The following is a 13,319-nucleotide window of genomic DNA, read 5'->3' as shown; positions in this document are numbered from 1 at the left end:
TCCAAGTGCACAGCAAGACCACAATCGCCCTGGCGCTCGCCACGCTCGCCTGGGCCGGCTCCTCCTTCGCGGCGGACAACCCGCCCGCGGTGCAGGCGCCTGCCGCGGCCGCCGCGCCGGCAGCCAGTGCCGCACCGGCTCCTCGCCGCTGCAGCTCCATCGTGCCCGACGAGCAGCCGACCTATGTGACGCTCGGGAAGTCCGCGGTCATCCCGCTCAAGACCCGGGTGGTGCGCATCCTGGTGAGCGGCCAGCCGGGAGGCAGCCGAGGGGCTTCGGCCGCACCGCCGGCCGGCGCCGCACAAGCTGCGGCGGGCGCACTCCAGGGCAGCGGAAGCGACGGCGTTGCCGACATGGAGGTAATGCTGCTCAGCCCCACCGACCTGTTCTTCAGGGGCAAGACCGCCGGCTCGATGAATGTGGTCCTGCAGAGCGCCGACGGTGCCTGCTTCATCAAGGACGTGATCGTCACGATCGACTCCGGCGCGCTGCAGGCCAAGCTGGCCGAGGTGATGCCCGAGGAGCGCGGCATCCGCGTGAGGGGCGCGGAAAAGACCATCGTGCTCACCGGCGAGATCAGCGATCCGATGAAGCTGGATGATGTGATGAGCCTGGCCGCCGCGTACGGCAGCGACGGCAAGAAGGTGGTGAACCTGCTGCGCGTGATGACGCCGCAGCAGGTGATGCTGGAGGTGAAGATTGCGGAGGTCAGCAAGACCTTGCTGGACAAGCTGGGCTCGAGCATCGCCGCGCGCAGGTTCACCAGCGCCGGCTCCAACACCTATACCTTGATCTCGGACTTCCTGAGCGGGGGCGGTGCATTCGCGGAAGCGCTGCGGGTCGGCAAGACGGCGATCTCGATCGACGGCCAGAAGGACGACGGCCTGGTGCGGATCCTGGCCGAGCCCAACATCATGGCCATCAGCGGCCAGCAGGCGAGCTTCCTTTCGGGCGGGAAGATCTTCATCCCGGTGGCGCAAAGCAACAACCTCGCCGGTGGCTTCGGCACCATCACGCTGGAGGAGAAGGAATTCGGCATCGGCGTGAAGTTCACGCCGACGGTGCTGGGCGGCAGCCGGGTGCACCTCAAGATGGTGTCGGAGGTGTCGGACCTGTCGCAGACCGGCTCGCCCTTCACCTCCGTCAACGGCGTGACCGCGGTGCTGCCTTCGTTCACGGTGCGCCGGGCCGACACCACGGTGCAGCTCAATGACGGGCAGAGCCTGGTCATCGCGGGGCTGATCAAGAACAACGTCAACGAGACGGTCAAGCGCTTCCCCGGCCTAGGTGAGGTGCCGGTGGTGGGGGCGCTGGCGCGCAGCACCGAGTTCCAGACCGACCAGACCGAACTGCTGTTCGTGATCACGCCGCGGCTGGTCAAGCCGCTGGTTGATTCGCCCCGGCTGCCCACCGACAACCACGTGGTGCCCAGCCGTGCGGAGGTCTACCTGAACGGTGCGCTGGAGAGCGCCACGCCGGCTCCGGCCGCTCCAGCTTCTTCCAGCTTCTGAAACCAATTAGGAGGATGTCATGAACCAAAGGCTTCTTGCAATTGCAGCACTCGCGGGCCTCTTGGCCGGCTGCTCGACGACGACGACTCCCAACTACGACGCGCGCTTCGGCGATGCGGTCCGTGATGCCAAAAGAAAAATGACCATCAATCCCGAAGCCGGCAAGAACGCGGACCCGGTCACCGGGATGGATGGCAGGGCCTCGCGGGAGACGATGGTTCGCTACAAGGACTCTTTCAAGGCGCCGCCGCCCGCGGTGAACGTCATCAACATTGGTGGCGGGATCGGTGGTGGTGGAGGCGGTGGAGGTCGTTAGGCCGCCACGAACGATTCTTGAATTCGAAAAGAAAGGAGCCGCCTTGCAAAGATAGAACTCAATCAACCCAAGAAGCAACGCAAGATTTTTTATTTTCTTAACGCAATCTCAAAGGTGAAAAAATGAACCAACTCATCATCCGTGCACGCAACTTCATGTCCACTTTCGCCAAGGAAGAGGATGGTGCGCAAGTCATCGAATACGCACTGATCGTCGCCGTGGTGTCGATCGCCCTGGTCGTCGCGCTGAGCGGCCTGACGACCGGCAACTACTTCACGACCTTCGTGACGCGCGTGGCTGCCTGTCTCTCGGGCAACATGGCCGTCTGCAATCCCTGATCGGCATCAGATCGCAACCATGGCGGTGGCTCTTGGGCCTTCAAGGCTCAAGTCCACTTGCCTCGGATGCGAGCACATCGCTTCATCGATTCATCTCCAAAAGAGGTCTTCCATGCACAGGGCGAGCAGTCGACAAAAGCAAGACGGGGCCGTGATCGTTACCGTGGCACTCGTTCTCCTCTTTCTCCTTGGCTTCATGGGGCTCGCTTTGGATTTCGGCCGCCTCTTCGTCGTGAAGACGGAGCTGCAGACGGCACTGGACAGCTGCGCCCTGTCTGCCGCGCAGGAGCTCGACGGCGCCAGTGACGCATTGGCGCGGGCCACCAGTGCAGGCAAGACCGCAGCCGATCTCAACAAGATCAATTTTCAAGGCGCAGCGACCGGCATCGCCGAGACCGACGTCGTGTTCAGCGACTCGCTGATCGGCAGCTACAGCCATACCTTCACGCCGGTAGCCAATGCCAAGTACGCCAAGTGCCTGCACACGAAGTCGGGCATCGCACCATGGATCCTTCATGCCCTGAGTGCCTTCAGTGGAAACGGCACTTATGGCGCATCGCAGAGCGTCGCCGCACTTGCTGTTGCGACCCGGGCACCGTCCCAGTCCAATTGCCTCGTTCCGGTCGGCATCTGCCAAAAGTCGGCCGCGCCCGGCTGGGGGTTCACGCGGGGCGAATGGATCGAGGGCGTGACCAACTCCAACGACGACGTGGAATCCGGCCAGTTTCACTGGGTGGACTTTTCCGGCAGTGGCGGCGGGGCACGCGAGATCAAGGATCTCCTGACGAGCAGTGGGCAATGCGGCCTTCCCGGCATGGCGACAGAAGTCGGCAAGGCAGGCAAGACCAATGGAGCAGTCGCAGCGTGGAACACCCGTTTCGGCATCTACCAGGGGAGCTTGAGCCCGGCCGATGCCGCTCCCGATCAAACCGGCTATGCCTGGTATGCGGACAGCGCTGCCGCGACGAAGCCGGGCCGGTATGACGACCCCGGTCCGAACGGCTTTGCTGCCAAGCGCGGTGCATTCGCGCCCTATGAAGGGGACAACCAGAATCCCGACACCAAGAACCTCAAGACGCAGGGAAACTTCAGTTCCACCGACTACACCAAGGGCGCCAATCGACGCGTCATAACGACCGCGGTGGTCGAGTGCCCGTCCATCACGCTGAAAGGCTTTGCCTGCATGCTGATGCTGCATCCGCTCGAGAAGAACGCGAGCGGAAAGCAATCGAAGATGTGGCTGGAGTTCATCGGCGATGCGGAGTCAGCCGGCAGTCCCTGTGCCACCGCAGGCTTGGCCGGCGGCGCCACCGGGCCCATGGTCCCCACGCTCGTTCAGTAGGAGAACGGCATGAAGAAGAAGCAGAACGGAGTGGCGCTGATCGAGTTCGCACTCATCCTGCCACTGCTGCTCATCCTGACGTTCATCACCACCGAGTTCGGCCGGGCGCTGTACCAGTACAACACCATCGCGAAATCGCTGCGCGACGCTTCTCGCTATCTTTCCACTCAGGATCCGTCGATTGCTACGACGGACCCGGCCAAGGTCACGATCGCCAAGAACCTCGTGGTCTACGGCAACCCGGCCGGCGAGGGCGCGCCATTGGTCATCGGCCTGAGCACCTCGCATGTCCCCGCACCGACCTGGAAATTCCAGGGCAGCGCTCCAGCCATCAATGCAGTGACCATCATGGTGACCGGATACAAGTTCCGCCCGCTCATCACCGGGGTGTTTGGGGTCGGCTTCGGCGATGCGAACGGGGACATTCCCTTCGGTGACATCAGCGCCACCATGCGGGGTCAATCATGAATCGAACAAGGCAAGCCGGCGCGACCGCAGTGGAGTTCGCGCTGGTCCTGATGCTCTTCCTGACCTTCCTGCTGGGCATCACGGATTTCGCGCGCATGTTGTGGACCTGGAACGCAGCCGCCGAAGCGACGCGCTGGGGCGCTCGCGCGGCCGTCGTGTGCGACAAGGGTGCCACCGTCGTGCTTTCGAACATGCAGAAGTTCCTGCCTCAGCTGACCGCAGACAACGTCACGATCGATTGGTATGACGCGGCAGGCAGTGTCAGCACGACCTGTACGGCTGCCAATTGCAGCGGCGTGAATGTCCGCATCGTCGATCTCGACTACCAGTGGATTTCGCCCATCGGATTCGGCACGCATTCACCGATCCCGATGCCGGGCTTTTCCACCTATCTGCCGCGCGAAATCATGGGGCAAGACCCCAACAGCGCATCTGTTTGTTCTTAACCACGGACTGCATGATGAAGATCGCCATCATTTCGCCCAACAGCCATCATCTCCAGGAGATGAGCAAGACCCTCGAGGCTCTGTCGCACGGCGTCGTGCTGGTCGAGGGCGGCAGGAGCCGGATGCGCCAGGTCGCGGAGCAGGAGCAGCCCGACCTCATGGTCGTGGACGGCATGTGCTGCGACCCCAACGAGCTGGCACTCGTCGAATACGTCACCACGCATCACCCCAGCATCTCGGTCATCCTGCTGTGCGCGATGCAAACGCCGGAGTTCCTGATCAACTCCATGCGCGCCGGCGTGCGCGAGGTGCTGCCTTCGCCGGTGAGCGCTCCCGCGCTCGAAGCCGCGGTGAACCGGATGGCGGCCAAGCTCGCCGGGCTGCGTGGCCAGACCACCGGCCAGACGCTGGCTTTCATGTCGTGCAAGGGCGGCAGCGGCGCCACCTTCCTCGCGACCAATCTCGGCTGGCAGCTGGCCGAGTCCAAGTCGGTGCTGCTGATCGATCTGGATCTTCAATTCGGCGGTGCGCTCTCGTATGTGAGCGACGGCCGGCCCAGCTCGACGATCGCAGACGTGGCGCACGACATTACCCGGCTCGACGCCTCCTTCCTGGCCGCCAGTGCCGTGAAGGTCACGCCCGGCTTCAGCATCCTGGCCGCGCCTGAAGATCCTTCGAAGGCCATGGAGGTGAAACCCGAGCATGTCGATGCCATCCTGGCCCTGGCGATGTCGCACTACGACTTCGTGCTGCTCGATGTCGGGCGGGTGCTCAATACGCTCGTGATCCGGGCGCTCGATCGCGCGCACCGCATCTACCCGGTGCTGCAGCCCGGCCTGCCGCACATCCGCAACGCGAACCGGCTGATGGCGGTGTTCAAGTCGCTCGGCTATCCCGCGAACAAGATCGAGCTGATCGTCAACCGCTTCGAGAAGGCCGGCGAGATCGGCCTCGCCGACATCCGGCGCACGCTGGGCGCCGTGAGCCTGCTCACGATTCCCGAAAGCTACAAGGAGGTCAACACCTCGATCAACCGCGGCATTCCGCTCGTCGAGCTGTCGCGCTCGAATCCCGTGAGCCGCACGCTGGCCGATCTCGCACTCTCGCTGAGCCCGCGGCAGGAAGAGAGTCCCAGTCTCTTCGGCCGCCTGTTCCGCAGGGCCTAGTCGTCATTCCGGCGCACGCCCTTCCTCAACCCGCAAAGGCCCCACACCATGTCATTCCGGGAAATTCTGGATGCCGTCGCGATCGAACCCATCGCGCGCCCGACCGGCCAGCCCGCTGCCGATGCCTACAAGAACCAGGCTGCCTCCGACACCTACAAGGCGTTGAAGGGCCGCATGCACCTGAAGCTGCTCGACAAGTTCGACCTGGCGGCGCTGGAGACGCTCGCGCCCGAGGTGCTGCGGCAGGAGATCTCGACCATGGTCGCGCGCCTGCTGCAGGACGAGCAGGCCGCCGTGAACGACATCGAGCGCCGCACGCTGATCCGTGACATCCAGCACGAGATGCTGGGCTTCGGCCCGATCGAACTGCTGATGGCGGACCCCACGGTCTCCGACATCCTGGTCAACTCCTACGAGCAGATCTACGTCGAGCGCAAGGGCAAGCTGGAGCTCACCAACGTGACCTTCACCGACGAGAAGCACCTGCTGCGCATCATCGACAAGATCGTGTCCCTGGTCGGCCGACGCATCGACGAGTCGAGCCCGATGGTGGACGCGCGGCTGCCCGACGGCTCGCGCGTCAATGCCGTGATCCCGCCCGTCGCGCTCGACGGGCCCATGATGTCGATCCGGCGCTTTGCGCACATCCCGCTCAAGATGGACAACCTCGTGGAGGACCTCAAGAGCCTGACGCCGCAGATGGCCTTCATGCTCGAGGGGCTGTGCAAGTCCAAGATCAACATGCTGATCTCCGGCGGCACGGGCGCAGGCAAGACCACGCTGCTGAACATCCTGTCCGGCTACATCCCCGAGACCGAGCGCGTGGTCACCATCGAGGACGCTGCCGAGCTCCAGATGCAGCAGCCCCACGTGATCCGCATGGAGACGCGCCCCTCGAACATCGAGGGCAAGGGCGAGATCACCCAGCGCGCGCTGGTGCGCAACGCCCTTCGCATGAGGCCGGACCGCATCGTGATCGGCGAAGTGCGCGGCGCCGAGGCTTTCGACATGCTGCAGGCGATGAACACCGGCCACGAAGGCTCGCTCACCACCATCCATGCCAACACGCCGCGCGATGCGCTGTCCCGACTCGAGAACATGATCGGCATGGCCAACCTGAACCTCCCGCACAAGGCGGCCCGGTCGCAGATCGCCTCGGCCATCACGGTGGTCGTCCAGGCCCTGCGCCTCATCGACGGCCGGCGCAAGATCACCAGCATCCAGGAGATCACCGGCATGGAAGGAGAGGTGGTCACCATGCAGGAAATCTTCTCCTTCAAGCAGACGGGCGTCGGCGGCGATGGCCAGGTGCAGGGCTACTTCCAGGCGAGCGGCGTGCGGCCCAAGTTCGCCGAGCGGCTGCGCGCGTTCGGCTTCGTGCTGCCGGATGCGATGTTCGACCCGACCAAGCGCTACGAATAGAGGGGCTTCGCCATGCTGCAAGACATCGGCGGCAACGCCTTCCTGGTCATCTCGGCGCTCGTGTTCGTGGCGGTGCTGCTGCTGCTCGAAGGCCTCTACCTGCTCTGGCGCAACTACAAGGGGCCCGAGGCCAGGAAGATCGAGGAGAGGCTGCGAACGCTGTCGGCCTCGGTCGACAAGACCGCGCAGGCGCAGTTCCTGAAGGAGCGCATGCTGAGTGAAGTGCCTGCGCTCGAGCGGCTGCTGCTGAGCATCCCGCGGGCGCATGCGCTCGACCGGTTCGTGCTGCAGGCCGGGCTGCAATGGACCGTGTCCCGGCTCCTGCTGTCTTGCGCCGCCATCGCGGTCATCACCTTCTTCGTGGTGACGCAGGTCCTGCACCAGGCGCCGCTGCTGGGCCTGGCTGCGGGTGTGCCGATGGGCATCGCTCCGCTGTTCTACGTGCAGTACAAGCGCAGCCGGCGCCTGGCCCGCGTACAGCAGCAGTTGCCGGAGGCCATCGATTTGGTGACCCGCGCATTGCGCGCCGGGCACTCCTTCGCGTCTGGGCTGCAGATGATCGGCGAGGAAATGGCCGAGCCCATCGCCAGCGAGTTCCGCATGGTGGCCGACGAAGTCAACTTCGGCGTCTCGCTGCAGCAGGCGCTGACGAACCTGAGCGAGCGCATTCCGCTGACCGACCTGCGCTACTTCGTCGTCGCAGTGATGATCCAGCGCGACTCCGGCGGCAACCTGACGGAGGTGCTGAGCAACCTGAGCCGGCTGATCCGCGAACGCCTGAAGCTGCTGGGCAAGGTCCGCGTACTGTCATCGGAAGGACGCCTCTCGGGCTGGATCCTGGTCGTGATGCCCTTCGCGCTGGCCGCGGTGATGAACCTGCTGAACCCCAAGTTCATGTCGGTGCTGTGGACCGACCCGATCGGCATCGCCATCGTCAAGTACCTGCTCGGCCTCATGGCCTTCGGCGTGCTGATCATGCGGAAGATCGTCCGCATCCGTGTTTGAGGGAGTACGACATGCTGCTGTTTTCGACACTCGTTTTCCTGGCCGTGTCCCTGGGGGTCGCGGGAGTGTTCATCTGGCTCGCGCCCAACAGGACCGGGCAGCGTCTGCAGGCCATGTCCGATACGCCGAAGCATTCGCAGTGGGCGGAGACGGTGGTCAAGGTCGTGGGGCCTTTCGCCCAGCTGTCCTCGCCCACGGCCGACGCCGAGGCTTCGCCGTTGCGTCTCAGGTTCCTCAACGCCGGCATCCGGCACGACGATGCGCACCTGGTCTATTTCGGCCTGAAGACGCTGCTGCCGCTGCTGTTCGCGGGCGCCGCGGCGCTGGCACTGCGCGCGACGGGTTCACCGGCCGACATGAAGTTCCTGCTGTACCTCGCAACGGCGGCCCTGGTCGGCTGCTATCTGCCCAACGCCTTTCTCTTCTTGAGAATCCGCGACCGCAAGCGCGAGATCTTCGACAACTTTCCCGATGCGGCCGATCTGATGCTGGTTTGCGTCGAGGCCGGGCTAGGGCTGGACTCCGGGCTCGTCAAGGTGACGGAAGAGATCCGGATGAAGAGCGTCGCCCTGGCGCAGGAGCTGCAATGGACCAACCTCGAGATGCGAGCAGGCGGAACGCGCGAACAAGCGCTGCGCAACCTGGCACTGCGCACCGGCGTCGAGGAAATCGGCACCTTCGCCACCATGCTGACGCAGGCGGACCGCTTCGGCACCAGCATCGGCGATTCGCTGCGGGTGTTCTCCGACGACCTGCGGCACAAGCGCCAGGTGCGGGCCGAGGAACAGGCCGCCAAGGTGCCCACGAAGCTCCTGGTGCCGCTGGTGCTATGCATCTTTCCGGCGATCATCGCCGTCATCCTGGCGCCGGCCGCGATCCAGATCATCCGGACCATCCTGCCGATGCTGGGCGGGCGAGGCTAGATCACGGCTGCAGGCGCAGCCGCCGTGGTCAGGACGGCAGCCTGTCCAGCCCGTGCTTGAGTGCGTACACGTACAGCTCCAGCCGATTCGCCACATCCAGCTTCTGGTAGATCGACGTCAGGTGATTGCGCAGCGTGTGCTCGGTGATGAAGAGCTGCTTCGCCAGCGCCTTGTTGCAGGCGCCGCCGCCCTGGACGACGGCGCTGATGATCTTGTGCTCCTTGGCGGTCAGGGTGGCCTGCTTCTCGGCTTCGGGGTCGGCATGGGGGTTCTGCCGCGAGGCCATGAATTCGGAGAACACCCGGCTCATCGTTTCGGCGTCCATGCAGAGCTCGCCGCGATAGACCCGCTCGATCGCCCGCAGCACCTGCTCGGCAGAGGCGTCCTTGCGCAGGACGCCGCGGGCGCCTTGCAGGACGGCCATGTCGAGCGTCTTCTGTTCGCGTTCGCCGGTCAGGATCAGGGCGCGCGAGGCAGGGTTGGACAGCAGGCCGGGCAGGATGTCGAGGGCGCTCTTGCCGTCGAGGTCGAGGTCCAGCAGGATGACGTCGGGCGTGAGCTGGCCGACCTGCTCCAGCGCCTCCTCGCAGTTCCTGGCCGTGCCGACCACCTGCATGCGCGGCTTCTCGCCGTCGATCAGCTTGGACAGTCCCCACAGCATCGTCTGGTGGTCGTCCACCACCATGACCCCGATCGGTTTTGTCGCTGGTTGCATCTTCTTCTGCCTCCTACATGGGTATTTCGACGTGCACGGATGTGGCCCCGCCGGCGCCGCGCCGGACACTGGCCATGCCGCCAAGGGCGCTGGCGCGCTCGGAGATCGAGCGCGGAATGAATTCGATCGATTGCGTGCCGTCCGCCTCGTTCTCGATCTCCACCCGGATCAGGCCGCCCGCGCAGGCCAGCTTGACGGCGCCGCAGTGCGCAAGGGTGTGCTTGCAGATGTTGTTCAAGCCCTCGCGGACGATCTGCAGGATCTCCGCCGCCATGCGGTCGTTCACGTTGAGATCCCCGTCGACGCAGACAGCAATGTCGATGCCGTAGAAGTCGTGCACCTGCGCCACCTGCTGCCGCAGCAGCGTCGGCACCGAGAGTTCCGACCGGTCCGGCCCGTTGCGCACCGCGCCCGCGTACCGGCGCAGGTCGGCGATGACACGGGCGGCCATGTCCTGCAGCTTGTCGAGGTCCTCGACCAGCGGGTTGTCCGGGGCGGCCTTGTTGCGCAGCGCACTCAGGCCCATCTTCAGGCCGATGTAGGGCTGCACGGCAGTGTCGTGCAGGTCCAGCGCGATCTTCTGCCGTTCCTGCGATGCCGCGTCGGACGCCATGCGGTCGAGCAGCTCGATGTTCTCGACCACCGGGAAGGCCTGCGCGACCACGTGCCCCAGGAACAGCGCATCGGGCCGGTGGAACACGCCGCCGCCGGACAGGACGTACAGGCGGCCCTCGCTCTTGCGCAGGGTGACCGGCACGCTGATGAAGGCATTCGCCTCCAGCAGCTCGGCCAGGCCGTCGTAGGCGGGATGGGTTTCCTTCATCCATCGCCCCTTCTCGCCGTCGTAGGTGGCTGCGCCGGCGAAGCCGGGCAGGCGGAGCCAGCGCGCGCGGCGGTAGATCGCCGCGCGATGGGGTGCGAGCGCCAGCAGCAGCGCGGCCAGTTCCGGCACGATCCGCTCGGCCTGGGGCGAACGATGGACATCGCCCTGGCGGATGGTGCGCAACGAGCAGGCGCCGGACTCCTTGTCGCGCACGACCAGCAGGCAGCTGCTGCTCTCCAGGAAGAAGCGCTGGATCTTCTCGAGGATGCCGGTGACGGTGTGGTCGACGCCGAAGCGGGGGTTCGACAGCTGGCTGACGGCGCGCAGCAGCGCCAGCCGCCGCTTGAGCTCCACCTTGGAGCGGCCCCAGTAGATGATCATGTAGCCGAGCGCCAGGATGAAGGTGGAGCGCAGCAGCAGGCGGGGCAGGTCGTGCGTGGTTGCGGAATCGATGCCGCAGACCGCGAAAAGGGCAACCGATGCCAGCGTCACCCGCGCACCTTCCTCGAAACCCCAGCGGAAGGAAGAGGTGAGGATCGCGAAGAAGAAGAACAGGAAGAAGGCGCTGTGGACGCCGTCCGTCAGCTGCACGATCAGCGCGTACCAGCCGATGTCCAGCCAGTGGATCACCCGGCTTCGCGAGAGCGGCGCCTCCAGTTCCGAGTAGACGCACACCACCAGGCTGTGCAGGATGTAGCCGCAGAAGAGCAGCCAGGTGGAGCCCCCGACGCCGCGCAGGCTGGCCGGGTCGACGAACACCGCGAGCAGGGCAGAGACGGAGAGCACCAGGCGCATCCGCGCCACCATGCGGGCGTCGCCGGCGTCCGCCGCAAGGCTCGTGTCGATCTCCAGTTTTCGCTCCAGCCCCTGCGCCCGCATCCGTTGTTCTCCTCGGGCCCGCCCGTCCCGTGTGATCCATGTGAATTGTTCACAGGTTACTACTTTGGTAAGCAGATGTATGCGGTTTGGTGCGGCGGTGAGCTCTTTCGTGCGAAAGATCACGCATCCAGCCGGGCGCGCTCAGCGTCGGTGGAACCCGGCCATCAGTCCGACCAGCTCGCGGAACATCGCCGAGCCACTGCCGGGGGCCGCGAGGTCCAGCACATGGCTGCGGCTGTAGTACGGACTCAGGTCCAGCCCCACGCCGACACCCGCGATGCCGATGCGGCCGGCCTGCTCGTGCCGCGCCACCACGTCCTGCAGGTGGTGGTCGAGGTAGTGGGCGTCATTGGCGAGGTTCGTGGCGCTGTCCATCGGCGAGCCGTCGGACAGCACGAGCAGCAGCTTGCGTTCCTCCGTGCGCGCGTCGAGGCGCGTGCAGGCCCAGTCCACTGCCTCGCCATCGCAGCCTTCGCGGAACAGGTCGGGCTTGAGGAGGGCGGCGATCGCCGGGCGCGCGCGGCGCCAGGGCGTCGCGGCATCCTTGAAGACCAGGTGGCAGCGCTCGTTGAGGCGGCCCGGGTGCGCCGGCCGGCCGGCACGCAGCCAGTCGCGCCGGGCTCGCCCGCCGTTCCAGGCGCCGGTGGTGAAGCCGAGGACCTCGCTGGCCACGCCGGCCTGCTCCAGTGCGCGCGCCATCACGTCGACCAGCATTGCCACCGATTCGGCATGCGCCTTCATCGAGCCCGAGCAGTCGATCAGGAAGCCAACGACGCAATCGGCCACGGGCTCCAGGCGCTCGGTGCGGAACAGCCGCCGCTCGGTAGGCGACGCGACGAGCTGCGCCAGGCGGCGGCCGTCGATTCGGCCTTCCTCCTGCGCGCCGTCCCAGCCCTCGCGCTGGGGCTCGGCCAGCAGCGCGCGCAGTTCGCGCGCGAGGCGGGCGATGTTGATGCCTTGCGCGGCGATGCGGCGGTCCAGCGTCTCGCGCAATTCGACGAGCAGTTCCCGGCGCACCAGCGAGGCGGCCTCGTGCTCGCGGTCGTACTCGGTGGTGAAGACGCGGTACGCAACGCCTTCGCCTTCCAGCAGCGGGCTGCGGCCGGCGTCGGCGGTGGTGAAGGCTTCGACGATCTCGCGGTCCATGTCGGCGACCAGGCTGAAGACATTGCGCTTGTCGTCAGGCTCGGCTTCGCGGTCTTCCTCGCCGTCCTGACCTTCGCCGGCGTCGTGCAGCATTGCTGCCACCGTGCGTGCGATGGCGCGGGCATGCACTGCATAGGCCGCTTGCTGGGCGCGCTCGCGGCGCAGGCCAGCGAGCGCGTGGCCGATCAGCGGCGAGAGCGCGAAGCGGGTGGCTTCGAGCATGTCCTCGGTCTCCTCCACCACCTGCTGGCCGCTGACGCGCGCGCGGCAGATCTGCGCGACCGCATAGAGCAGCAGGCCGCGCGCGGTATCCGTCAGGCCGGAGTGGTGGAAGGACAAAGACCACTGCTCGTGGCGGTGCCGCAGGTTGCGCCGCATGCCGGGCATGGCCTCGGGCGCGAGCGACTCCACGCGGAACTGCTCCAGCATCTCGAACAGCATGCGCTCGACCGGCTCCTCGGGGCGCAGGCGTTCGTGCAGGGCGGCGTCGGATGCGCGGAGCCGCAGCGCGAGGCCGTCCGCCGTGCCGCGGAAGGACGTGAAGTCGTCGCGCTCCGGCGAGGGGTGCAGGTGCGGGGCGTACCAGGGCAGGGGCTGGCGGCCCCGGTGCAGGCGCTGGCCGCGGAAGTGCAGGGTGGGGTCGCCGCTGAAGGCGCGGATGAAGGCGGCGCATAGTTCGTCGACTTGCTGGGCGTGGCGAACCTGCTGTTGCGCTTCACTCATAAGACAAGCCCTGTGTTGCGGAGACACCGACTTGCTCCCTCTCCCTCCGGGGGAGGGTTGGGGTGGGGGCACCGGGCTTTCTGTTTGTACGTTGCT

13 protein-coding genes are annotated in these 13,319 nt (G+C 65.9%); 10 read left to right on the top strand and 3 right to left on the bottom strand.

From position 1 onward, the window contains the following. Positions 1–5: 5 nt before the first annotated feature. The 10 genes from ACMGEZ_RS02225 to ACMGEZ_RS02180 all read left to right on the top strand — a co-directional run bounded on the left by ACMGEZ_RS02225 (position 6) and on the right by ACMGEZ_RS02180 (position 8,937). Positions 6–1,511: a type II and III secretion system protein family protein gene (locus tag ACMGEZ_RS02225; protein WP_436820603.1), complete on the top strand. Its 1,506-nt coding sequence runs from the start codon at positions 6–8 to the stop codon at positions 1,509–1,511. Between the two features lie 19 nt (positions 1,512–1,530). Beyond that, positions 1,531–1,827 carry a hypothetical protein gene (locus tag ACMGEZ_RS02220; RefSeq protein ID WP_436820602.1) on the top strand — a complete coding sequence of 99 codons (297 nt, stop codon included), beginning with the start codon at positions 1,531–1,533 and terminating at the stop codon, positions 1,825–1,827. A 122-nt stretch (positions 1,828–1,949) separates the two neighbouring features. Then, positions 1,950–2,165, top strand: coding sequence for a Flp family type IVb pilin (locus tag ACMGEZ_RS02215; RefSeq protein ID WP_436820601.1), 216 nt, complete (start codon positions 1,950–1,952; stop codon positions 2,163–2,165). A gap of 151 nt (positions 2,166–2,316) precedes the next feature. Beyond that, positions 2,317–3,507: a pilus assembly protein TadG-related protein gene (locus ACMGEZ_RS02210; RefSeq protein ID WP_436820600.1), complete on the top strand. Its 1,191-nt coding sequence runs from the start codon at positions 2,317–2,319 to the stop codon at positions 3,505–3,507. A 9-nt stretch (positions 3,508–3,516) separates the two neighbouring features. Then, positions 3,517–3,975 (top strand): TadE/TadG family type IV pilus assembly protein, encoded by a 459-nt coding sequence (locus ACMGEZ_RS02205; RefSeq protein ID WP_436820599.1) that lies wholly within the window; start codon positions 3,517–3,519, stop codon positions 3,973–3,975. Then, positions 3,972–4,421 (top strand): TadE/TadG family type IV pilus assembly protein, encoded by a 450-nt coding sequence (locus tag ACMGEZ_RS02200; protein ID WP_436820598.1) that lies wholly within the window; start codon positions 3,972–3,974, stop codon positions 4,419–4,421. The genes ACMGEZ_RS02205 and ACMGEZ_RS02200 overlap by 4 nt, the downstream gene beginning before the upstream one ends. Before the next feature lie 14 nt (positions 4,422–4,435). After that, positions 4,436–5,587 (top strand): CpaE/TadZ family protein, encoded by a 1,152-nt coding sequence (locus ACMGEZ_RS02195; protein ID WP_436820597.1) that lies wholly within the window; start codon positions 4,436–4,438, stop codon positions 5,585–5,587. 48 nt (positions 5,588–5,635) lie between these two features. Further along, positions 5,636–7,009, top strand: a complete 1,374-nt coding sequence (locus tag ACMGEZ_RS02190) for a TadA family conjugal transfer-associated ATPase (RefSeq protein ID WP_436820596.1) — start codon at positions 5,636–5,638, stop codon at positions 7,007–7,009. A gap of 12 nt (positions 7,010–7,021) precedes the next feature. After that, positions 7,022–8,014: a type II secretion system F family protein gene (locus ACMGEZ_RS02185; RefSeq protein ID WP_436820595.1), complete on the top strand. Its 993-nt coding sequence runs from the start codon at positions 7,022–7,024 to the stop codon at positions 8,012–8,014. A gap of 11 nt (positions 8,015–8,025) precedes the next feature. Then, positions 8,026–8,937, top strand: coding sequence for a type II secretion system F family protein (locus ACMGEZ_RS02180; protein ID WP_436820594.1), 912 nt, complete (start codon positions 8,026–8,028; stop codon positions 8,935–8,937). A 28-nt stretch (positions 8,938–8,965) separates the two neighbouring features. Here the strand turns inward: ACMGEZ_RS02180 and ACMGEZ_RS02175 are convergent, their stop codons facing one another. The 3 genes from ACMGEZ_RS02175 to ACMGEZ_RS02165 all read right to left on the bottom strand — a co-directional run bounded on the left by ACMGEZ_RS02175 (position 8,966) and on the right by ACMGEZ_RS02165 (position 13,223). Beyond that, positions 8,966–9,652, bottom strand: coding sequence for a response regulator (locus ACMGEZ_RS02175; protein WP_436820593.1), 687 nt, complete (start codon positions 9,650–9,652; stop codon positions 8,966–8,968). A gap of 13 nt (positions 9,653–9,665) precedes the next feature. Further along, on the bottom strand, positions 9,666–11,354 hold the full coding sequence (locus ACMGEZ_RS02170; RefSeq protein ID WP_436820592.1) for a sensor histidine kinase: 1,689 nt from the start codon (positions 11,352–11,354) through the stop codon (positions 9,666–9,668). 141 nt (positions 11,355–11,495) lie between these two features. Next, the gene (locus ACMGEZ_RS02165; RefSeq protein WP_436820591.1) at positions 11,496–13,223 is read right to left on the bottom strand and encodes a cobaltochelatase CobT-related protein; all 1,728 of its coding nucleotides are present in this window, start codon (positions 13,221–13,223) and stop codon (positions 11,496–11,498) included. Between the last annotated feature and the right edge of the window lie 96 nt (positions 13,224–13,319).

The organism is Variovorax stachyos (genome assembly GCF_051400855.1).
In the GTDB taxonomy this organism is placed as follows: domain Bacteria; phylum Pseudomonadota; class Gammaproteobacteria; order Burkholderiales; family Burkholderiaceae_C; genus Variovorax.
Note: the sequence above shows the minus strand (reverse complement) of the source record. Positions and strands in the feature narration are given on the sequence as shown.